The organism is Globicatella sulfidifaciens DSM 15739 (assembly GCF_900167405.1).
Taxonomy (GTDB): domain Bacteria; phylum Bacillota; class Bacilli; order Lactobacillales; family Aerococcaceae; genus Globicatella; species Globicatella sulfidifaciens.
The window spans coordinates 223,212-245,010 of sequence record NZ_FUWO01000001.1; the positions used below are offsets into that span (position 1 = coordinate 223,212).

21 protein-coding genes and 2 pseudogenes are annotated in these 21,799 nt (G+C 35.3%); 5 read left to right on the forward strand and 18 right to left on the reverse strand.

All coding sequences use genetic code 11. From position 1 onward, the window contains the following. Positions 1–60: 60 nt before the first annotated feature. From B5D12_RS01020 to B5D12_RS01040, 6 genes are all read right to left on the reverse strand, one after another. Positions 61–372 (reverse strand): DsrE family protein, encoded by a 312-nt coding sequence (locus B5D12_RS01020; protein WP_078755077.1) that lies wholly within the window; start codon positions 370–372, stop codon positions 61–63. Between the two features lie 392 nt (positions 373–764). Next, on the reverse strand, positions 765–1,445 hold the full coding sequence (locus tag B5D12_RS01025; RefSeq protein WP_078755078.1) for an RluA family pseudouridine synthase: 681 nt from the start codon (positions 1,443–1,445) through the stop codon (positions 765–767). A gap of 179 nt (positions 1,446–1,624) precedes the next feature. Then, positions 1,625–2,596, reverse strand: a complete 972-nt coding sequence (locus B5D12_RS01030) for an ATP-binding protein (RefSeq protein ID WP_234982883.1) — start codon at positions 2,594–2,596, stop codon at positions 1,625–1,627. Positions 2,597–2,637: 41 nt separating this feature from the next. Further along, entirely contained in the window at positions 2,638–3,051 is a 414-nt protein-coding gene (locus B5D12_RS10365; protein ID WP_234982878.1) for an AlbA family DNA-binding domain-containing protein, read from the reverse strand. A 447-nt stretch (positions 3,052–3,498) separates the two neighbouring features. Then, positions 3,499–3,948, reverse strand: coding sequence for a GNAT family N-acetyltransferase (locus B5D12_RS01035; RefSeq protein ID WP_078755079.1), 450 nt, complete (start codon positions 3,946–3,948; stop codon positions 3,499–3,501). Positions 3,949–4,115: 167 nt separating this feature from the next. Then, positions 4,116–5,072, reverse strand: coding sequence for a glutathione S-transferase family protein (locus B5D12_RS01040; protein ID WP_078755080.1), 957 nt, complete (start codon positions 5,070–5,072; stop codon positions 4,116–4,118). Positions 5,073–5,325: 253 nt separating this feature from the next. Between B5D12_RS01040 and B5D12_RS01045 the strand changes: the two genes are divergently transcribed. Beyond that, entirely contained in the window at positions 5,326–5,658 is a 333-nt protein-coding gene (locus tag B5D12_RS01045; RefSeq protein ID WP_078755081.1) for a hypothetical protein, read from the forward strand. Positions 5,659–5,790: 132 nt separating this feature from the next. On the opposite strand, the gene B5D12_RS01050 is transcribed toward B5D12_RS01045, so the two are convergent. The 5 genes from B5D12_RS01050 to B5D12_RS01075 form a co-directional block, all read right to left on the reverse strand. Then, the gene (locus B5D12_RS01050; RefSeq protein ID WP_078755082.1) at positions 5,791–6,669 is read right to left on the reverse strand and encodes an AraC family transcriptional regulator; all 879 of its coding nucleotides are present in this window, start codon (positions 6,667–6,669) and stop codon (positions 5,791–5,793) included. A 539-nt stretch (positions 6,670–7,208) separates the two neighbouring features. Continuing rightward, the gene (locus tag B5D12_RS01060) at positions 7,209–7,703 is read right to left on the reverse strand and encodes a phosphoribosylanthranilate isomerase (protein WP_078755084.1); all 495 of its coding nucleotides are present in this window, start codon (positions 7,701–7,703) and stop codon (positions 7,209–7,211) included. Between the two features lie 307 nt (positions 7,704–8,010). Next, a complete protein-coding gene (locus tag B5D12_RS01065; protein WP_078755085.1) occupies positions 8,011–8,244 on the reverse strand; it encodes a heavy-metal-associated domain-containing protein in 234 nt (77 codons plus the stop codon). Positions 8,245–8,333: 89 nt separating this feature from the next. Then, positions 8,334–10,187, reverse strand: coding sequence for a heavy metal translocating P-type ATPase (locus tag B5D12_RS01070; protein ID WP_078755086.1), 1,854 nt, complete (start codon positions 10,185–10,187; stop codon positions 8,334–8,336). A 58-nt stretch (positions 10,188–10,245) separates the two neighbouring features. Next, positions 10,246–10,548 (reverse strand): hypothetical protein, encoded by a 303-nt coding sequence (locus tag B5D12_RS01075; protein ID WP_047001639.1) that lies wholly within the window; start codon positions 10,546–10,548, stop codon positions 10,246–10,248. A 672-nt stretch (positions 10,549–11,220) separates the two neighbouring features. Between B5D12_RS01075 and B5D12_RS10595 the strand changes: the two genes are divergently transcribed. The 3 genes from B5D12_RS10595 (at position 11,221) to istB (ending at position 12,828) form a co-directional block, all read left to right on the forward strand. After that, positions 11,221–11,394: a hypothetical protein gene (locus B5D12_RS10595; protein ID WP_159443817.1), complete on the forward strand. Its 174-nt coding sequence runs from the start codon at positions 11,221–11,223 to the stop codon at positions 11,392–11,394. 209 nt (positions 11,395–11,603) lie between these two features. Then, the gene (locus B5D12_RS10600) at positions 11,604–12,065 is read left to right on the forward strand and encodes a Mu transposase domain-containing protein (protein ID WP_143412011.1); all 462 of its coding nucleotides are present in this window, start codon (positions 11,604–11,606) and stop codon (positions 12,063–12,065) included. Beyond that, a complete protein-coding gene (gene istB / locus B5D12_RS01085) occupies positions 12,058–12,828 on the forward strand; it encodes an IS21-like element helper ATPase IstB (RefSeq protein WP_078755088.1) in 771 nt (256 codons plus the stop codon). Before B5D12_RS10600 ends, istB begins: the two co-directional genes overlap by 8 nt. 31 nt (positions 12,829–12,859) lie before the next feature. Here istB and B5D12_RS01090 read toward each other — a convergent pair. After that, a pseudogene (locus B5D12_RS01090) lies at positions 12,860–13,391 on the reverse strand (transposase); the annotation flags it as partial. A 283-nt stretch (positions 13,392–13,674) separates the two neighbouring features. Here B5D12_RS01090 and B5D12_RS01095 point away from each other — a divergent pair. Then, the gene (locus B5D12_RS01095; protein WP_078755089.1) at positions 13,675–14,646 is read left to right on the forward strand and encodes an NAD-dependent epimerase/dehydratase family protein; all 972 of its coding nucleotides are present in this window, start codon (positions 13,675–13,677) and stop codon (positions 14,644–14,646) included. 293 nt (positions 14,647–14,939) lie between these two features. On the opposite strand, the pseudogene B5D12_RS01100 reads toward B5D12_RS01095, so the two are convergent. The 6 genes and pseudogenes from B5D12_RS01100 to B5D12_RS01125 all read right to left on the reverse strand — a co-directional run. Next, positions 14,940–15,341 (reverse strand): annotated as a pseudogene (locus B5D12_RS01100) (transposase); the annotation flags it as partial. Positions 15,342–15,360: 19 nt separating this feature from the next. Beyond that, the gene (locus B5D12_RS01105; protein WP_078755091.1) at positions 15,361–16,338 is read right to left on the reverse strand and encodes an IS30 family transposase; all 978 of its coding nucleotides are present in this window, start codon (positions 16,336–16,338) and stop codon (positions 15,361–15,363) included. A gap of 1,012 nt (positions 16,339–17,350) precedes the next feature. Beyond that, positions 17,351–19,102 carry a Na/Pi cotransporter family protein gene (locus B5D12_RS01110; protein WP_078755092.1) on the reverse strand — a complete coding sequence of 584 codons (1,752 nt, stop codon included), beginning with the start codon at positions 19,100–19,102 and terminating at the stop codon, positions 17,351–17,353. Positions 19,103–19,139: 37 nt separating this feature from the next. Then, positions 19,140–19,850: a hypothetical protein gene (locus B5D12_RS01115; RefSeq protein ID WP_078755093.1), complete on the reverse strand. Its 711-nt coding sequence runs from the start codon at positions 19,848–19,850 to the stop codon at positions 19,140–19,142. A 4-nt stretch (positions 19,851–19,854) separates the two neighbouring features. Beyond that, the gene (locus B5D12_RS01120) at positions 19,855–20,499 is read right to left on the reverse strand and encodes a HamA C-terminal domain-containing protein (protein ID WP_078755094.1); all 645 of its coding nucleotides are present in this window, start codon (positions 20,497–20,499) and stop codon (positions 19,855–19,857) included. 802 nt (positions 20,500–21,301) lie between these two features. Next, positions 21,302–21,799, reverse strand: a 498-nt coding sequence (locus tag B5D12_RS01125) for a UPF0236 family transposase-like protein (protein WP_200802976.1), incomplete at its 5' end; no start/stop codon positions are given.

Sequence of the window (21,799 nt, forward strand, 5' to 3'; positions counted from 1 at the left end):
TTGAACAAATAAAAATTCTGAGTCAATCCCAATAAGGAGACCCAGAATTTTTTTACTTATTTATGGACGAATATAAGCATATCCTTCCATTTGTTTCTTAGCGATCTCAACAACACCCGAATCTACCACACGTATGAGTGAGTTTATGCGGTCTTTATTGATCTTTTGTTTATTTAAGGAATTCTGACAAGCCACTATATCTACCTGATTCAAAATCTTATCACTCAATTCATCATTGAGATAATAATTCACCGCATGACCATTCGCAACAATGGATATTTTAGCATCCGCTTCTTCAGCTAAAAAATTATTTACATTCGAAAGAATCATATGCCATCGCTCTTCTTCATTGATATGAAACACTACTTGCATACCTTTGACTCCTTTATTATTTAATGTCATCATTGGGTTGGGCTAAGTTAAAGCCTTTGGCTGTCAACCCATCTCCTTCATGAGTTTATAAATCAACTATCACATGTCCATAAAATAATTGAATATCGAGATGTTGATTGGCTTCCACTGCGAGGACGCCCACTTTATTGTGAAAGCTTTGACTTCTTTAGAATTTTTGAATTTATTTGATTTACTTATGCGTTTTTCCTCTTCTAATTCCCAGTTGTCTAGTTGACTAATTCTTTCTCGAATCTCTCCTGAATTCAACCTTTCATTTAACCAACTTTATTGTTCTAAAAACATAAAAAAATCGTGCAGTGACACGATTCTTTGGAATGCTCGCTTTAAGAATATGTCATGCCCTGGCTTATCTAATGAATACTTTCCCAACAATTCCAAGGAAATTCCTGTTTTGGCAAGGATTGTACTCTCACTTCAGTTTTCTTAGTTGGGTGTTCTAACGAAAGATCCTGTGCCCATAAAGCAATTTGTTGGCCTACTTTGCTGAATTTTTGACCGTATTTCTGGTCACCCCAGATTGGCGTGCCCATCCCTGCTAGTTGGACACGAATTTGATGAGGCCGTCCAGTTTGGAGTTGCACTTCTAGTAAAGACAATTGATCATTACTTTCTAAGACTTTATAAGTAAGAACTGCTTTTTTTCCTTCTTTATAATCAGAAGGAACAATCGACACAATATTTTTTCGCGTATCTTTTAATAAGTAATCAGTTAACTGACCTTGTTCTTTGGAAGGCTTCCCATGAACGACTGCGTAATATTTACGCGTCATCGAATTGCGTCTCACCTGGTCCGATAGTCGTGAAGCAGCTTTAGACGTTTTGGCGAATACCATTGCCCCACCAACCGGCCGGTCCAGTCTATGCACTAGACCTAAGTAGACATTTCCAGGTTTATTATAGCGAACTTTTATATCTTCTTTTAATATCGTTAATAAATCTTTGTCACGACTTTGATCCGATTGCACCGGAATATTAACTGGTTTCTCAACCATGAGTAAATGATTATCTTCGTAAAGAATTGGCACTTGCATGTCAATCTTCTCCCTTTATACATAATATTCCTATGTTACCATGAAAAAGATTCGAAATGTCAGTCAGTTTGAAATTCATTTATGTATTAGATGGAATTTCGCCTTAAAAAGCTGGACTCCGAACTACTCCGAACTTACTCCGAACTTACTCCGAACTTACTCCGAATTTTGATGCCTTATTATGGTTTAATCGTATAATACTGTTTGGGATCTCGTTTAGAATTCCCATGCCAACTTAATACATTTTTATATACTAAACCTCTGAGCAATTTACGAGCAGTCGCATCACTCATTTCAATGATTTCTGAGGCTAATTTCACTGTAATCTGTCCATGACTATACAAATAAGCCAAAATTTTTCGTTCATTTTCATTGAATGTATCCTGATCCAATTTTTTCTCCAAATCATCGACACGATCATCCATGCGTAATTGACGAGAAGCGTAATTATTTTCTAATTTCAATTGCAGAGCATGAGGGTGTGGTTGACTGTACTCAGGTTCATTCAAGTAAAAACCTGCCATTTCATCATAAATACGGTTAACCCCCTCATTCAATTCTCGAACCCATCCAAAACTGACTAAAGCTCTGGCTATTCTAGGGTTTCTAGCATACCTAGTGTAACGCATGTTTTCAAGCGTGACGATATTCGGTAACGATCCTGGGCTAAAAATTTCTAAACGATCATCAAACATACTAATACGAATATAATCTCCTCGAAATGAGTAATCACGGTGAGCAATGGCATTGACAATTCCCTCAAACCATGCAAATTCAGGATATTCAGGAACAATTTTAAATCTACCATCTTCTCCAAGAAACTGAAATTCACGAAGTTGAGCTTTAATTGCTTTCTGAGCTTGGCGAATCAAATGCGGAATAGGCCCTTCAAAGGTTTGATCTTTGACAATATTCATTCGGCTCCCCGTCTCTCGACTGACACCCTCATAACGTAAAAATCGTAAACGCGCTTGAGGGAAATAATAAGTCGGATTCTTACCAAATAATAAAATAGCTGCTGTAGTTAATTGCCTCTTTTGTATAAATCCTCTAGCTTCTAACACTTGCTGCGTGGTTAATTCTTTACAATTAAGATGTTCTTTATATTCAGATAGCAATCCTTCATCTAAATCAGATAAATTAGATTCCATCACTAGATTGTCTTCAAATAATCTTTCCCCTTTAGCATACTCTAGCTGCTGAATTTGAGAATAGTCTGTTTGACACTTTTATCACCTATTCTTAAGTAAACTTCTTCATTACGAGTCTTAATCAATCGGTCCGCTGAAAAATCAACATGGATGAGAAACAAATGGTCAAATTCTCCATTAAGTTCAAGTTTTAATTTTTCATAGTTAACAGAAGGTTGACTGAGAATGCCCTGTTGAATGGCTAGTTGATAATCTTCAATTGTGTATGCCCCTTGATAACTTGTACCTGATATTTCTCCATTATCTTCAATACCTATAGCTAAAGTTCCGCCATCTGCATTCGCAAATGCAATAATATGCTGAAGGATATCTTTAGGTTTGATTCTAGCACTTTTCCGATCAAAGTACTGACCTTCTCTCATAGTCCTTATCTCTTCAATAGCAAAACGTTTCATATTTTCACCTCATTTATCTTATACTAAAACTTACACGATTATTTACTTCCAAACCATTATATCAAAAAGAGAGACACAGAACTATGCGATTCCTATTCTGATGTATAGTTCACTCTCCATTTTAAAAGTTAAAAACGAGACCCTCAGACATCCATTAAACGTCTAATAATCCCGTCCTTATACGTTTTTTTCAGTAAATACCACATACTAAACGGTTCGCTATCTCGAATCATTTTCTTACTTAGTTCTTCATTCTTCGACAGCTATCACACAGTTCTTCGTAATTACTTACTGTGCTGTTTCGTTCCTTGTAAGTAATGCTACCGTCTCTACATGTAATTTTTAGCTTATTGGTCATAAGAAACTAGGCTTAAAAAGATTATTATGTCCACAATTTGAAGTAGTCACATTATTATTTAATTCCAATCAAATAATAATTAGGCTATTTTATCTTTCTAGTCTTTTAGCCATTATGATTTCATTCCACTCTTCTTGCTTTCCAGTCTCAATATATCCTTCAGATTCTAAAAGATGCTTCATAGCCACATTATTCATTACATAATCCGATACAATCTTTTCGTATCCCTCAAGGCTACGGACATATTCTTCAATGCTTCTTAGAGCTTTTCTTCCATATCCTTTAGACTGGAATTGATCTCCTATAACAATTCTCCAAATATAAACAGTCTTTTCTTCGATTTCAGTAATTAGAGACAAAAAGCCGACAACCTTGCCCTGTTCTTCTAAAGCGAATAAGAACACAGTATCATCATCTCGGTAGTAATAACTCTCCGCTAAGGAAAACTGTGGATCTCTTACAAAAGTTTCTTGACTATTTTTAAGTTTCAAGGCGATTACATCATAAATATTTTTCTCTGTAATTTGAGCTAAATTCATTTATTCCTCCCCATTCGAATTATTAATAAATAAGTTCTATTTTCACTACACTATAATCAACGTTTAATTAATAACCTCTATGAAATGATTTCATCTTTAAGATAAAGTCCATATAATTGTGTAAAAAGGAGGAGTCACTATAACGTTCTCCAGGTGATGTTCTATATCTAAATGTCTAAGCTAATTGCAGGTCCTGCTGGAATAATACCGTTCGGGTTGATTGTCGGGTGGCTTCCGTAGTAATGGTGTTGGATGTGGTAGAAATCAACTGTGTCAGAAATACCTGGCATATTGTAGATTTCACGTGTATAACGCCATACATTTTCAAAATCAGTTAAATGTTTAATATTGCACTTGAAGTGACCATAGTAAACATGCTCGAAACGGATTAAAGTCGGGAATAAGCGGATATCAGAAGTAGTAAATTTGTCGCCTAGTAAGAACTTGTTATCAGCTAAAATGCTGTCTAATTTCTCTAAGGCATCGAATACATGACCAACTTCTTCTTCATAAACTGCTTGTTCTGTCGCAAATCCAGCTTTATAAACACCGTTGTTGATGTTGGGATATACATAGTCATCCATTTCTTTAATTTGGTCACGCAATTCTTCTGGATAGTAGTCGCCTTCTTTAGCACCAATTTCATCAAAGGCTGAATTTAACATCAACATAATTTCAGATGATTCGTTGTTGACGATGGTATCTTTTTCCTTGTCATATAAAACAGGAACCGTTACTCGACCAGTGTACTCAGAGTCAGCATATGTATAGACTTGGTATAAAAAATCGGCATTCAAGATTGGATCAGGAATTACACCTTGGTCTGGTGCAAAGGTCCAACCGTTTTCTAACATGATTGGGTTTACGATAGAGATTGAAATCATATCTTCTAAACCTTTTAATTTACGCATCATTAAAGTGCGACTAGCCCATGGACAAGCTAGTGAGACGTATAGATGGTAACGCCCAGCTTCCGCTTTAAAACCACCTTCACCAGTCAGACCTGGTGCACCATCTCTTGTAATCCAATTTCTGAATTGTGAATCTTTACGTACAAAACGACCACCCGTTGATTTTGTATCATACCATTGGTCTTTCCAAACACCGTCTACTAATAATCCCATAATACATCTCCTTTTAGAAATAATAATCAGTTTCAAACTATATACTTCTATTGTAATATAATCGAAGACATATCTCACGTATTAGGGTTTGGTTAGGCTAAAAGACCTATAACTCTTACACGAACTACAGAAAATTAAACAAAGCTAGATGACTCACAATTAAAAGTTAGCTATACTTAACTACGCTAGATAAAAATTTAACCAAACTATATTTGCTATGAATAAGTAATATCGAATAATAAAAGCGCAGTGGTTGAGTGGCCTCAAACTGCGTCTTAATGAGATTGAACATAAATTTGAAATATTCAGTCAAATGAGTGCTTATTCATTAAAAACGCAGTGGTTGAGTGGTCTCAACCTGCGTCTTAATGAGGTTAAAGATAAATTTGGTAAACTCAATCAAGTTATTGTTATTAAATTAAAAGCGCAGTGGTTGAGTGGTCTCAACCTGCGTCTTAACGAGGTTAAAGATAAATTTGGTAAACTCAATCAAGTTATTGTTATTAAATTAAAAGCGCAGTGGTTGAGTGGTCTCAACCTGCGTCTTAATGACTTGCTTGAGACCTACTCAACTGTGCGGGGGTAGGACAACGAAGCGAAAATCATTCGATTTTCTACTTCTGTTCTACTCCCAACTTTGCGGGGGTAGGCCAACGAAGAGATAATTATTCAATTTTCTACTTATTGCCCACTCCCTCAATCATAAAAATCGGTGTAATTAATAGTCTTTTTTCTTTACCGGAATCCAGATTTCGCTTCGATACTTTGGATTTCCAGTGTCTGGACTCTCGTTCCACAAAATTTCTGGGCCTTCAACTAACTCATAACTTGAAGACGGAAACCACTCTGAGTATATTCTACCCCATATATTTTGAAGTGTCTCTGGGAATGGTCCAATCGATTCAAATACTGCCCATGTACAAGCATCAATTTTTAATACATCAAATTCTGCTGTTTCATCACCTGAAGTTGCTACCCCGATGTAATGATCCAACTCGCCCTTTTCTTCCATTCTTCCTTCTGAAAAATTAGTGGAAGCACTAATAATACCCATTGGTTCTACATTTGAGATTGCTTTTAATTGTTTAATAACCTCCGGTGTTAAAAATTCGGTCATTTGTGCAATTTCTTGATTGACACCTTCAAAAATAATTGGGACTCTCTTCTTAAATCCTACTAACTTAAAAGGTCCTTTCTCAACAATACGATAGTTCATTTCGCATCCTCCTTTAATTGATAATTGAAAGGTCATTCTTGGATAAGCTTTTAATTGTGTATTCTCACTCCTTGCCTCAGAAGGGAGAATACCATGCAGGGAATGAAAAGCACGGGAAAATGAATCAGCCGAATTATAGCCATATTTGACGGCTACATCAATTATTCTCAAATCCTTATCTTTCAAATCAATTGCAGCCAATGACAGTCTTCTTCTCCGAATATATTCTGATAAACTTATACCTGCTAAAAAAGAAAACATCCGTTTAAAATGATACTCTGAACAGTAAGCATTTTTAGATACTTCACTATAGTCAATTGCCTCTGTTAAGTGCTCTTCAATATATGCCAATGCATTATTCATACTTCTTAAAGAATCCATTGAACAACCTCCTTACATCATCAATATTATCAAAGAGTGCGTTTTTTTATCCTACAATCTGTGCACAATATAGTCGATTCTGTTTTAAAGACAGTACCAGGTATGCAAACAATTTCGAATTGTGTTCTGTATCTGGTACTACTAATTATATTATAAAGCATCCCTGTCCCTCATACAGTTCAAAATATTCCGAATTTAATGAGTGACAGGGTGGATTGACTAGCTTTAACTCTGAAGTCTCATCCTATAGCTCTTCGGTCTTATAAACATAACACCCTTCATAATGGTAACTTGCGTCGATTCCATTCAAATAAACTTCTCGATCATTGATTTTATTTGTTAAAGCTGCTTTCAAAGGAACCTTAATTTCAACATCTTTTATTGGACTTCTTTCCATTGCTACCCAAAGATGATTTTTATCTACCACTACTATCTTTTTATTTCTATTTAAATCCCTTATGACTTGCTATATATGTTAACTTAAAAGTAAAAGCTCCACTTAAGGTTAGGAAAAATACTTGTCTAACATTAACTCTTAACTACATATGCTTTTTCAAAAATTCAATTTTCTTAAAATCTTTGTTGTTATTATTGTCATTTCTATAAGAATCCTTTGAAGATGCTTGATAGATTTTTAAAAACTGCCTTAGGTTGGGGAGACGAAATGTTATACCCTCTACTTGAATAAGGTCTAGGTCTGATACTCTTATTCCAGCAAAGTCGTATAGGGAATCAATGCTGCCAAACTCTACACTAAGGCCATTTTTTTGAAATTCATGTTCATGAAGGTCTATTAATTCATAGCCTAGGTCTTCCATGACTTTGGATATTGTACCCCAATTATAAATTCTAAGCTGGTCAGGAGCCTCCCATCCTCTTGGATCACCTGGAACATGAATGTCTATATCTGATGGCTCCCAAGAAGTTTTTGAAATAAACTCTAAACCCAAGGACCCCATTAAAGTTGGCACAATTCCAACATTGTTTAAATGTACACAAATTATTTTAAATTCATTAAATAGGTCTTTTTTCATTGGTCCTCCATGATAATGTACTGCTTTGGCATTTTATTGCTTCTGTTTCATATTATTATGATAAAAATCTAAATACTCCTTGTCAGCAACACCACATTCCATAGGTTTTGAGATGAGTGGATAGCTGTCAAAGGACAATTTCCATTTTTCCTTTTTTACTGAATTCTCTTTCTGAGAATATGTCCACTGTACGCTTTCGTGTGTGGGAGGATATCAACGACATTATAACTTGGTAACCGTGTCCTTTACCGTAGATGACATTAACCAGCATCTGATATCATTAAAGCCAAACTTATTCCCTCTTATTTTATAAAGCTTTTACTTGAGATTTTTTAACTTCATATCCTAATTTATCGATGGCATTTTCAATATCTTTTATAGATACTTTTTCATCATCATATTCCACTTTTACTTTACTTGAATTAAATAGCACCTTTAAGTTATTTTTGTCTACTCCATCTAATGATTTAACTCCATTTTCTATTTTTTGCATACATGATGGACATGTTAATGTTTCTAACTGAATTGTTGCTTTTTGCATTTTTCATCTCTCCTTTAGTTTATGTTAATTGTATTATATACTATTAATATCTATAATAAATTGATTTACATCAAGAATTTTATTTATTTCTATTTTCTTAATTTATAGCGAAGAAGTCTCATACCATTTAAAATAACTACTAATATACTTGCTTCATGTACTAACATACCGATTGACATGTTCATCCATTCACTAAAGAATACGCTGGCAAGAAGGACTAATACAACCCCTACTGCAATAATAATATTTTGAAGCATGTTATTAGCGGTTGCTTTTGTTAAACCTAATGCATGTGGCAAGCGGCTGAAATCTGAATTCATTAAAACAACATCTGAAGTTTCGATTGCTACATCTGTTCCACTTCCCATAGCAATTCCAATTTGTGCTAGAGCTAATGAAGGACTATCATTTACTCCATCTCCCACAAATGCCACAATTTGACCTTTTTCTTGTAACTCTTTAATATATGTTGCTTTATCTTCTGGCAACATATGTCCATGAGCTTCTGTAAGTCCTAGTTCACGTGCTACTAAATCAACTGTTCCTTGGTTATCACCAGAAAGAACTACTAGATTTTTAACACCAAGTTTTTTCAACTTTTTAAGATCGTCTTTTACACCCGGGCGAATTTGATCACGGATACCCATCAATGCCTTTAATTCACCATCAATTGATGTTAAAACAAGTGAATTTCCATTTTTCTCAAATCTGGCAATATCTGCACGAGCTTTTTCACTTAAAAGAATATTTTCTTGCTCCATTAGTGCCACATTACCGACTGCAACTTTATGACCTTCTACATGGGCTACAATTCCTCCACCTTTTACAACATCTGTTTTTTCAACTGTATATAATTTTATATCTCCAATATATTCTACAACTGCTTTTGCTAATGGATGATCTGATTCCTTTTCAACACTTGCTAGATACCCTAATACTTCATTTACATTATCTGTATAAATTTCTTTATCAGCTACTTTGGGATTTCCTATTGTTAATGTACCTGTTTTGTCAAATACAATGGTATCTAGTCTGCTAAAATCACTAATAACCTCGCTACCTTTTAGAAGGACTCCATGACGTGCTCCATTGCCAATCCCCGCGACGTTTGAAACCGGTACACCGATTACCAATGCTCCTGGACATCCTAAAACTAATATTGTAATTGCAAGTTCAATATCCCTTGAAAATATCCATACAATAAAAGAGAGAACTAAAACAGCTGGTGTGTAGTATTTAGAAAATCTATCAATGAAACGTTCTGCTTCTGATTTTGAATCCTGTGCTTCTTCAACCAACTCAATGATTTTACCAAAAGTAGTATCCTCACCTACACGATCAGCAGTGATTTGAATAGTTCCATTTTCTAAAATTGTTCCTGCATATACCCTCGAACCTTCCTTTTTACTTACAGGAACCGCTTCTCCGGTAATACTTGCTTCATTAATATGCCCTTCTCCTGTTAACACTGTACCGTCAACTGGGATTTTTGCACCCGTTTTAACAAGCAAAATATCTCCTACATCAACTTCATCTATTTCTACTTCTTCAAACTCACCATTTTCCACTTGTTTTAAGGCACTTTCTGGTGCTATTTGAGTTAATTCTTTAATGGCAGAACGTGTTTTATTAAGTGTCCTTTGTTCTAGATAAGCTCCAAATAGAAATAAAAATGTAACAATTGCTGATTCTTCGTAGTTTCTAACTATAAAGGCTCCGATAACTGCAATGGTAACTAAAACATCAATACTAACTACTTTGACTTTTAATGCTTGATACGCTTGAATCGCAATAGGTGAAACTCCCAAAATTGAAGCAATTACTAATGCCCAAATGGCTATTTGTTCGTTTTCGAAGCCTAATTTACTGACAAATGCAATTATTATTAAAATTGCACTTACTATTGTAATATGGTTTTTTCTTCCTAATATAAATTTTTGCATATTCATACTCCTCCCTATTAGATTATTTATATCTTTTCATTACTTTGTTTATTTTCTTTTATGCTTCATATGCTTTATCTAATTCTGCTAACATGTTATAGACTGCTTCATAACTTTCACATACATCACCTGGAACTGTATAATTATCTGTGATTTCACGTAATTTTACAAACTCCTCTTTTAAGTCCGGCTTTTCTACTCCCGCATCTTTTGCTTTCTTTGCAAGTTCATCATATACTTTACGAACCTGGTAGAATTCTGGATGGTTTCCTCCATGAACTTTTGCAACAACTGGAACATATTGTGCCAATGTTTTTAAATGAGTTTCCTTTACTTGATTAAAATTTAATTGTCTTGACATATTTTTTCCTTCTTTCTTGTTTTATTTTTTTATCTTGACTATATAATAATATAGATTGAAAGAAATTAAATTGATCTAAATCAAGTTTAGTCTTTTTTAAATGTTTTAATAATTTTACTTTGTTATATCACATCTATACCAACAACAATCCACCTAAATGTATATGTTAACTTAAAAGTGAGCCACTATATTAATTGAAAACTGAGCCACTATATTAATTGAAAACTAAGCCACTTTTGATAGAAAATAACCCTATTGAATAATAAATAGGGGGAATATCAGGAGTGATTGCATTGAAAGAAGAACAAACGATTATAAATCTCTACCTCGATGGGCTAAGCAAAAAAAATTGCTTTACTTACGAAGAAATCTAGGAATACCGTTGATAAATATATCAAGGAATATGAAAGAAGCAAGTATGAAGATGTTCGTGATCTTCCTATTGCAGAAGATATCGTAAAACCACCAACTTATAAAAAAAGAGTCGGTAGACGCAGAGTATTATCAGAATCAATTGAAGTGATGTTACATGATTTTATTAAAGAAAATGAGTGGAAAAAGAATCACGGCATGGCTAAACAACAAATGAAGATTGTAGACATGCATGAGTAGCTGCTCGAGCGTGGCTATTCTATTAGTTAGACGACCGTTAGAAACTTCATTAACGATGAGATGACAAAAACAAAAGAAGTATTTATCCGACGCCATGCAGAACCAGGATATGAGGTTGAATTTGATTGGGGAGAGATAAAATTATTTATCGATGACAAGCTAAAAACATTTTCTTTGGCTGCATTTACTTTGGCGCACAGTAATTACCGTTTCGCTAGAATTTATCAATCATAATCCCAAATTTGTGTGTTAGACGTTCACACAAAATTTATTAGACACATCGGCTTTATCCCTTCGGTCTTTACCTACGATAATATGAGAACGGTTGTTAAAAACTTTATTGGAACAGAGAAAACCATTACAGACAGCATGATTCATTTATCTAATGACTATCAATTTAAAATTCGTTTATGTGAACCACAAAAGGAAATGAAAAAGGACATGTGGAACGTAGTGTGGAGTTTATACGTCGTAAGGCATTTGCCTCAACTTATCGCTTTTCCAGTTTAGAAGAGGCTGAAACTCATCTCAATAATGAATTAGAGAAACTCAATCAACGCTTGCATCACGAACACAAGGCTTCTCACCTGAAATTGATGCAAACAGAAAAAGAAAGGATTGGTCCTACCATGATCGCTCCTTTCGATGTTTCTGAACTATTGGAATGTCGAGTAGATAAATACAGTACGGTTGTCATTAAGCAGAATCATTACTCTGTACCAGAAGGTCATATTGGAAAATATATCATCGTAAAACTAAGTGCCGATCAGGTTAAGCTGTTTATTGGCGGAGAAATGATCGCAACACATAAACGTAATTGGAGTGTCCATCAGTGGGAAAGCAATTTGAAAGCTTATGCGAATCTGTTTCATCAAGCAGATAAGGAGGTCATTCACTATGGATAAGAAAGAACGATTAATTGAGTTATGTAGAGAATTACGATTACCCAGTATTCGGAAAATGGTACAAGAAGAAGGAACATTTCGTAATCCAACCGAAGCCTTTATGGTTCTTCTTCAAGTCTTAGAACAGGAAAAGGATGACTGCTTTATCCGGTCAAAACAAAATCGAATACGTATCGCTAATTTTCCACAAAAGAAATTGTTAGAAGAGTTAGATATAGATGCCTTACCAGAACAAGCACAGCAAAAGTTACCTCATCTAAAAACGTTAGATTTTATTAAAGAGGGACAAAATGTAATCTTAACTGGTTCGCCAGGTACTGGAAAATCACATATAGCGATAGGATTAGGAATGGAAGCTTGTTTGGCGGGCTATCGCGTCTTTTTTGCGACAGTCCCTTCCCTCATCAATCAGTTGAAAGAGTACCGCTCAGAAAGAACCTTACGGTCATTCGAATTAAAATTTGAAAATTACGATCTCGTCATTATTGATGAACTTGGATATATTTCTTTCGACAAAGAAGGGGCTGAATTATTATTTTCACATCTATCTTTGCGAGCGGGAAGAAAATCTACAATTATCACGAGTAATTTGTCGTTTTTAAAATGGCAGGAAATATTTCATGATCCAGTCCTAACAGCTGCCTTAACCGACCGTTTGACTCATAAATCACATGTTATAAATATGGTCGGTCCTTCTTATAGAATGAAAGAAACAGAACAATGGATAAAAGATAATTCAAAGATGACAGTGGCTCAATTTTAAATTGCGAAATGGCTCAATTTTAAATTGCGAAATACACTGTGGCCTTACTAAGCTTAATCCCTTCACGAGCTAAGAATATGATCATTCCACGATGACTTACAATGCCGCCTGTTGAATGAAAGATGTCCTTTATTCTATCTTTAACCAATTTCTTGCTTTGATAGTAATCACATTTGGTATTTTTGAGATAGTTTTAGTAACCATTGGCATAAACATCACACCGTTTCAATAACCAACGCAAGCCACAGTGGTGCTTATACTGATCAATAAATTTATAGATTACTTGCCTGTTTCCTTCGCAAAGAATGCTGCCGCCTTTTTTAAAAAGTCATTTTCCTTTTCGGCTTCAGTGAGTTTTTGCTTGAGTTTCCGATTCTCTTCCATTAACTCTAGTTCACTCATTGCTTCAGGTGTTGCTTGGTATTCTTTGCGTTAATTACGAATCCAATTATTAATGGATGCGGTTGATACACCATATTCAGTGGCAAGGCTTGTAATGTACGTCCATCTTGGATATTAGCTGTGACAATTCTCTTTGTCATTTCTGTACTGTAACGTTTCATTTGGTTTCTCGTGTTTCTTTCACTGTACTGTATTATACACAGGTGTTACCCATTCACTATACCATTACAGTCTTGGCGTTTTGATGTAATGGGATTTATGATAAATATCAACTAGTAATTAAAGTGGAATCTAAGTAGTCTCAAGTTTACTAATTCACAAAAGTTTCCCTAGGTTTGGTAGAAATTTGAAAATCTTTATGGATAAAATTAACTATTTCTCAAAACCATCACAATATTTGTGATATAATATATAGGTAGAGATAAATATGGAGGAGCGAATAAAATGAAAAAAGTATTTATTTTAGGTGGTACTGGTTTCTTAGGTTACTATACTACTAAAGAGTTATTAAGCAGAGGGTATCAGGTTAAGACAATGGCTTTGCCACCGATGCCAACTGATGATTTATTTCCTAAGGAAGTCGAGTGTTCATTGGGCAATATTAATGAACTGAGTGATGCTGAAATTGTAGCACTATTGAGTGATTGCTATGGATTTATTTATGCTGCTGGGGCTGATGAGCGTGTGATTCCTGAGAGTCCAGCTGTTAAGTTCTTTTATGAGGCCAATGTGTTGCCAACACAACGTATTGCGCGTTTAGCTAAAGAAGCGGGTGTTAAGAAGTTTGTGGTATTTGGTTCGTATTTTGCGGAGTTTGCGGAAAGATTACCTGAATATGAATTGAGAAAACAAGCATACCCCAATATGCGTTTATTACAGGAGCAAGTTGCTTTTGCTGAGGGTGAAGGGGCTATGGATGTTACATCTCTTAGACTTCCTTATATCTTTGGTACAATGCCAGGTAGACTTCCACTTTGGAAGATGTTTGTGGACCAAGTTAGAGGCAAGGAAGTATTCCCTGCACTTAAAGGTGGTACAGCGGTGGTTACAGTTGAACAAGTGGCTGAGGCTGCGGTTGGAGCTATGGAAAATGGTGTTCACCGTGGTACCTATGCCATCTGTGCATACAATATGAAATTCAAAGATTTCTATCAAATGATGGTCGATGCTTTGGGTCAAACTGAGACTACGCAAGTTCCGGTTGTTGAGTATGAACAAATGTTACCAACATACCAAGCTATTGATGCACATGCTAAGGCTGAAGGAAAGGAACACGGTATGCATATGGTTGTAAGTGCTAAGTTGCAAACTGAGGACTTATTCTTGGATCCTAAGGATACGATGCCTGTATTAGGTATTAAGGAACACGATGTTGAGGCCTCTATTAAAGAATCCTTGAAACTGTGTGTTCAATAATTAGTTGAAACTAAAAGAGATTTACATTACGTGTAAATCTCTTTTTTTATGAACATGGTTAGTGTTATATCGTATTTTCATGCCTATAATTATAATTAATCAGGTGAGGATGAAGCGAAAATATAAAGAAGTCAAGTCCATAATATTGTGTAAAATTAACTAGCACATAATTTATTCCATTTTTGCCTTAGTTACTGAATAATTGCTGTCAAGGTTCTGTCAAGGGGAAAGCAAAGCGACCCTTGACAGGTTCTTAGAAGCAATTATAATGTTTAGGGGCAAAAATGGAAGGATTACATTTGAATATATGTTCTATCTGCTGTCAGCCACTCTTCGTCTTGATCGATTAACATCGCTCCAATTAAACGATAAGCTGATTCAACATTAGGAAATATTCGAATGACTCTTTCCCGTCTTCTAATCTCCTCGTTTAACCGTTCGAGACAATTGGTGCTTTTTAGTCTAGAATGGATAACCGATTCATTAAGATAAGTAAAGGCGTCTTCAAATCCGTCATCAAGAATGGTTAAGCTGGCTTGATACTTCTTTTCTCCTTCATATTTTTTAAAGAGTTCATTTTTAACAACACGTGCAATCCTGATATCCTGAATACGAAACAGTGCCTTGATGTCTTCTTTAAATTCTTTGGTATCCTTTTTCGGTGTTTTGGCTAAGATGTTTCTTAAGAAGTGAACGGCAAATTTCAAGTTTAAATTAGCCAGCGTTCATCATCTCAAATGGTGATTTGTAGTTGAATATTCTTTTCGGATAATGATTAATCCAGTTTTCGATTTTCTTTACTTCTAATTCTGTTACATCTGTTGTTCCTTTAGGTAAAAACCGTCTTATTAGTCGATTATGGTTTTCGTTTGTTCCATGTTCATAGGAACAATAAGGATGGGCATAATAAATATGCTCATAAGGAAAGACTTCATGCAGTCTAAAAAATTCAACACCATTATCCGCAGTAATTGATTTAATCGCATATTCATTGAGTATATCTAATAAAGCATTATTGACGGATGCCGCCTGTTTATTCGGAATCAATCGAATAATTTGATGGCGTGTCCGACGATCGGTTAGTACGAGTAAACATTTATTGGTCTTGCGTGTTAGAATCACGGTGTCAATTTCATAATGACCGTACTCACCCCGCTGATTAATGACTTCCGGACGCATTTCGATGGATTGACCTTTTACTCTAAATTGTGAGGTGGTATTCTTACGTTTTTTCTTTGATTTACGTGGATAAAGTAGGTCATTCGATGTTAAGCCTAAATGTCCGTTATGAATCCAATAGTAAATCGTTGAAACAGGAACGCTGACAAGATTAGAATGAACGATCATTTCTGGTGAATATTTCATTTCGGTCAGAAAATGAACGAGTGTTTCTTTGGTTTCCTTATAAAGTGACACTTTACGTCCACACTTGTCGCGCTGATTTAAATACTGAGAATGAGCATACTCAGCAGAATACATCTTTTTGAAGCGACCTTTTCTCACTTGTTGCAGCACAACCCCTCTTTTGATTTCATTATGAATCGTTTGAGGGGCTTTATCTAGAAGACGGGCAATTTCACGATTAGACTTACCACTACGGTGCCAACGCTCAATATTATGACGATCGTCCAAGGTTAAATGTTTATTTCGGGTCTTGCTTTCTGCTGAAAATGAATTATAATGATGATACATCTTAAAACGTCCTTTATTATGGTTTAGTCACTACAATAATAACGTTTTGAGATGTTTTTTTCTATACTTTTTTGTATACCGTAGCACTTGACTGAATCGTCGAATCGGGTGCGGGATCACTCCCCGACCTTCCGCACTACGCTTAAATTTTCGGTCGAGTCATTTAGCTTACCCGATTCTCCAATTAAGTAAAGTGCTACTGTTGTATTGAAAGCCATAAAATAGTTCCCCTCCCAACCGCAACTAGCAGCTTTATTTTCAATCATAAAAAATGGGGAGGATTCACAATTTAAGTGGCTAATTTAATTTTAGAACTTTCAATGTAATTACAATTCACATTTAACTTTCGAACAATAAAGACTTGATGCGCATTATTATCAAGTCTTTATTTATGTCATTTAATCATTATTATCGTAACACTATGCATCACTTGAAATATAAAAAATTCTATTTCAAATTTGCTAAATGGTTATCTCTTTTGCCAAACTGTTGAAACGTATTAACAAAACTGCACACCGTTTTTCTACTCCTAAATTCTGGTACAATCAATCTATAACTAAAAACACACCTTAAATTAATCAATTGTCTAAAAAAAATAACCCTTGAAAACAGCCTAAACAAGAAATTTCCAAGGGTTTCAAATCTTATATTCTCTTCAGCAGACAGACCGTCTCCACGTGCCTTGAGAGTACAATAATGATGTCGTAAGTAGGTATCATTCTAAAATCCTACCATATATTCTGCAAGTCCAATAAATATATAAATAATTCATCAGCAAATCAAACCTTAGATAAGTATCTGTTTGGTTAACTGTTAAATAGAAATTTTCTCTCTGAATAAATAGTATAGCTGCTAATTTAAACTTTAAAGTTTTCACTGTTAAATGATACTTTTTATAGATTAAATATTCATTTCATAAAACTTGTTTTTAATTATTAATTCATAAACAGTGACTAAATTTTGTTTTATACTATAATATCTATCTCAATCCCAGACTTGAATTCGGAATTTTTTACTTTTTCATATTAGATTCTAGAGAAGACTTACGTTCTGCATTTTCCTTCTTTTTCTTTTCCCTTTCAATAGCTTGCAATGCTTCTGTTTTACTTCCGGTGGTAGATCGAATCGAGAAAGCAACGTTCACAATATGATCTGATATTCTTTGCAATGAAAACAGAACGGAATAAATGCTTTTTGATAGCTCAACAGGGTACATTCCAGAATTTAGGCGTACCACATGTTCATTACGTGTAGAGGATATCCCTTTTTTAATTTCCTTGTGAAGGTTTGAAATTTTTCTAAAGTTTTCAGTTCTACGATTTGTAAACGCATCAAATCCTAAGTCAAACATTTCGGATATGTGTCCGTAGATTAGGTTAAGCTCATCTTTGGTCTGATCTAAAAACTTCAAATTATTTTCCTTCATATATTTGGTTTCCTTTACCAGAAGTATCGCATAATCGCCCAGTCGTTCAATATCATTTGTTACATGATGCAATCCGCCGATCAATTTTTCGTCATCAGCAAATTTAGTGACTGATGAAATTTTTATAAAAAAGCTTGTAAGCTTATTTGTTAAGAAATCAATACGATATTCAACATCGGCAATCTTTTTGCTTTCACTCATATCTTCGTTAATCAATGAGGCAAAAGAACGATCAATGTTCTCCTTTGCGAGAATCGCCATATCGTGCAATTCCTTTAATGCTTGTTCAACGGCAATCGCTGGTGTTTGCAAGAAACGTTCATCAATATATGACAATTCTTCCAGCTGCTGTTGCTTATCTTTCACTAAATTTACCACTAAATTAACTAATGGGTCGATAAATACGAGTAACACTAAGGTGTAAAGAGTATTATAAATCAAGTTAAATGTTGCAAGACTAAACTGGGGATTTCCGGGGAATAGACTTTCAAACATGTTGCTAATGGGCACTCTGAAAAGAATCAGAATAATTGTAAAAGCTACTGCACCAATTACGCTGGTAATCAGATGGAATAATGCGATACGTTTCCCATTAGCGTTCGTGGACAGGGAGGCCATAATACCATCAGTACAGGTTCCTATATTTGCTCCCATCACTAAGAAAAACGATTGATCTATATTTTGAATAACTCCTGTAGCCAAGAAAGCTATAAAAACGCCAGTTGCTGCCGTAGATGACTGTATGATGCCTGCAAAGAGAATCCCTAATATCACAAGCAAGATTGGATTTTGCATGATTTCATATTGGAATACTTTAGAGAGTTGAATGCTCAGCGTGGAATCTGCTCCACCGATTGCAGTTTCCATCACTTCCATCCCGATAAACAGCATTCCAAATCCAATTAAAAATGGCGCAATTTTATTAAGTCTTTCGTTATTAGTGGAAAAAATGATCATGACACCGACAAACGTAACCGCTGCAAAAACAGAGCTGATGCTAAAGCCACCTTTGCTGATGCCTGAAAGGGCAAATATAAATGCTGTAAGAGTGGTACCTACTTTTGCACCTAAGATAAAACCTGAGCCTTGTTTAACTGTTACAATATCCGCATGAGCAAGTCCGACTGTCATGATCGAAGAGGCTGAAGAAGATTGAACAAGTACGGTAGCCCCGATTCCGATTAGGTAATTAAAGACTCTGTTTTTGTTGATTTTTTTGAAAAGATTTCGTATTCCTGATCCTGCGCTTCGTTCCAAGCCAGAGCTCATCTGCTTCATGCCGAACATAAATACACCGACTCCACCTAACATAAGCAGTAAATTCATTAAAATTTCCATTATATTTCTCCTAAGTTTTATTATTTATTTCTTCATCTTATATAACAAACAGCATGTCTCCAGATGCACTGACAACACGATAATTTGTTTCTTTTAGCTTTTCTTGAAGACTTCCAATTATTTCACTTCTGACTTCGTTTAGCAAAGCTTTAGTGGGTACAAGAATAGCGTAATTCTTGGTTGGACCATTTTCTATTTGTTGTTGTTTAATATATGTTTGTACGACAAATGATTTTCCCATAGAAGTAGGTCCAGAATAGCTAAAGTACTTATAATTTAATCCATCATACACATCCTTCTGATCATGAAAAAAATAACTGCCCTCTTCACCTGGTGTTTGTAACCTGGATTTATCATACTCAAAATACAAACCATCAAACACATTAGAAGCTTGAAATCCCTCAATATAAGTGGATTTCAAGCAACGATAATTACCAACTGTCGAAAGAACAGAACCGAGGTAATACTTTACTGCTGAATCCTCTGGATAAACAATACTTAACAAAATCACGAGTTCCTGACCCCACAAGCGATGTTCATCACGTTTATCTGGAAGGGGGGATTTTGCTAACAAATCTGCAAATCTTAATGCATCTTTTATATTTATTTCTTTTTGCTGTTTTCTTAGCTTAAACAGATTGATTGAATAATCATAAAGCAATGATTCGTATATTTCTTTCAAATAATCATTCTTGTCAATATCTCTATACAGTGCTTCGGCAAGAGTCTGATTTCTTGGTGTTTGCATCCTCCTACCTCCCATCAAGCATTTCCGATATGATACTGTTTTTCTCTAATGGAGCATCATTAAAGGGCACAACGTAAAAATAAAAATTATACCCACTCATACCCTTATCAAAAATTTTCTGTTCAATATACGGCTTTAGAGCAAAAATATCTCTCTTCATCTGTTCTTTGACTGCAATACGATACTTGTTATTATTAGTTTCTGTGTAGCCTAACGAAAGTGTATAACCAAGGAAAACACCAAAGGCCATATCTGGTTTTGCTACACTAGCTTTATTAGGTATCAGAAGATTAACCATATAATTTGTTGTATCAGAATCATAGATACTTCCATGTGTGGTGTTCTCCACCATCTTTAATTCAGTGTCACTGTTACTTTCAATCTCAATAATCTTATCGAATGCACGGTCAATCGCTATGGCTAAATCTCCATGAACATCTGATGCTCCAAAGACAAGCTGATGGAATAGCTGGCCATTATCATTTATAGCAAGTAGGTGAACCCCATCACTTTTACTTTCGATGTTTCTACCCAGATCATTTATTTCGATTTTGCTCATTATTTTAGGTGCATTTAGCTCTTGTTCCATAAATACATAAAGGAGCATTTCTCCTAGGACCGTTTCTGCAGAGGCTCCATAAGCTTGCATAAATTTAATTAAACCTTGTGAACCTATAGCATAACTTTTCTTTGAAGTAATAAGTCTGTTTGTTTTCGCTCTAAAAAGACATAGTTTCCTATGTTATCCACAAGATATTCATTTAGCGCCCTAAACTTAAACTTGCAATTATTAGCGTCAACACCGTATATATGTACATTGGACGGATTAGATAAACCAAATATATTTATAGAGGACACTTTTTCAAATACCCGGTCAAAAGTAGGGTCATGTAAAGTCTTATGTAAGGGGATTTGAGATTCAGCTTTTGCACTTTCAAAATAAATCTGCTCATCAGATAGGTCAAAAGACTCAACAAACTTTTTATCGATCTCCTTTATTCCAGCTTGACAATCTTGGTTCTTTACTTCAATTATTGCATAGTAAAATACCTAAATCAGTTTTATTCATCTTCTTGTCGATCAATAGTTCCACAGTTTGTCATACGAGCGAGCCATAATTCGACCTCCTTTTTTTCGAGACGATTCGTTTTATTATATCACTCTCTCTCCCTTTTTTTCAATATTCCGTTGAGTTATGATAGTGTCAAATTATTGTTGGTTTTCCTCTACCATACTTTTTACTAATTCTCTGAACCCCATTTCATGGATTCCATATTTTAACCACTATCCTTGATAACGATCTTCCATCGGCAAGGTACGATCTGTAAGTCTTTAGGGAGAGGCCCAATCCAGTCTCGCTAGACGCCAGTACCATGCCGCTGCTCGCTATCAAGCATTCACCTCATTGCCTCTAGCTGTCATTATGAAGACAGGCCTCACTCTATTCGTTTTCAATAATCAGCGATTGTCCCAAAAGCCTGGCGACTTCGTGTGTTATTGGAATAGTGTAAGATAGCGACTTTACCACTCCAATCATACTGACGAGCGTATTTCCGCCCCAAACGGCCATCTAATTTCTCTACTCTTCTTTCTCTTTCTTTTGTTTTAATTTGATTTGTTACCCAAGTTTTTAAATCGCTACCATTTAAGTCATAAGCACGTGCTTTAGCGATGCTTTCTGCTCCTGTTGTACTCCATCCTAGCGGTCGCGAACTTAAACGAGCACTTAACCAATGGCTGACGTGACCTTCGGCACTACAACCGATATATTGAGGGTCCCTTTGTCTTTGGATAGAATCCCAATTGCCTATTAGATAGCGACGAACCTTTTGAAGCGTTTGTTTCGAAGAGTCGGGTAACGACGGATCGTTGAGTCGCACTTTGAAATAGTCCTGAAGATAGCCTTTTTCACCTGTATAAAGCCAACGATGTAAAGTGGCGTATAAATG

Bases quoted from the DNA above. Each gene is read 5' to 3' on its own strand.
- B5D12_RS01020 (WP_078755077.1), bottom strand. From the start codon at position 372: ATGCAAGTAGTGTTTCATATCAATGAAGAAGAGCGATGGCATATGATT.
- B5D12_RS01025 (WP_078755078.1), bottom strand. From the start codon at position 1,445: ATGCAAGTGCCAATTCTTTACGAAGATAATCATTTACTCATGGTTGAG.
- B5D12_RS01030 (WP_234982883.1), bottom strand. From the start codon at position 2,596: ATGGAATCTAATTTATCTGATTTAGATGAAGGATTGCTATCTGAATAT.
- B5D12_RS10365 (WP_234982878.1), bottom strand. From the start codon at position 3,051: ATGAAACGTTTTGCTATTGAAGAGATAAGGACTATGAGAGAAGGTCAG.
- B5D12_RS01035 (WP_078755079.1), bottom strand. From the start codon at position 3,948: ATGAATTTAGCTCAAATTACAGAGAAAAATATTTATGATGTAATCGCC.
- B5D12_RS01040 (WP_078755080.1), bottom strand. From the start codon at position 5,072: ATGGGATTATTAGTAGACGGTGTTTGGAAAGACCAATGGTATGATACA.
- B5D12_RS01050 (WP_078755082.1), bottom strand. From the start codon at position 6,669: ATGGATTCTTTAAGAAGTATGAATAATGCATTGGCATATATTGAAGAG.
- B5D12_RS01060 (WP_078755084.1), bottom strand. From the start codon at position 7,703: ATGAAAAAAGACCTATTTAATGAATTTAAAATAATTTGTGTACATTTA.
- B5D12_RS01065 (WP_078755085.1), bottom strand. From the start codon at position 8,244: ATGCAAAAAGCAACAATTCAGTTAGAAACATTAACATGTCCATCATGT.
- B5D12_RS01070 (WP_078755086.1), bottom strand. From the start codon at position 10,187: ATGCAAAAATTTATATTAGGAAGAAAAAACCATATTACAATAGTAAGT.
- B5D12_RS01075 (WP_047001639.1), bottom strand. From the start codon at position 10,548: ATGTCAAGACAATTAAATTTTAATCAAGTAAAGGAAACTCATTTAAAA.
- B5D12_RS10595 (WP_159443817.1), top strand. From the start codon at position 11,221: ATGACAAAAACAAAAGAAGTATTTATCCGACGCCATGCAGAACCAGGA.
- istB (WP_078755088.1), top strand. From the start codon at position 12,058: ATGGATAAGAAAGAACGATTAATTGAGTTATGTAGAGAATTACGATTA.
- B5D12_RS01095 (WP_078755089.1), top strand. From the start codon at position 13,675: ATGAAAAAAGTATTTATTTTAGGTGGTACTGGTTTCTTAGGTTACTAT.
- B5D12_RS01105 (WP_078755091.1), bottom strand. From the start codon at position 16,338: ATGTATCATCATTATAATTCATTTTCAGCAGAAAGCAAGACCCGAAAT.
- B5D12_RS01110 (WP_078755092.1), bottom strand. From the start codon at position 19,102: ATGGAAATTTTAATGAATTTACTGCTTATGTTAGGTGGAGTCGGTGTA.
- B5D12_RS01115 (WP_078755093.1), bottom strand. From the start codon at position 19,850: ATGCAAACACCAAGAAATCAGACTCTTGCCGAAGCACTGTATAGAGAT.
- B5D12_RS01120 (WP_078755094.1), bottom strand. From the start codon at position 20,499: ATGCAAGCTTATGGAGCCTCTGCAGAAACGGTCCTAGGAGAAATGCTC.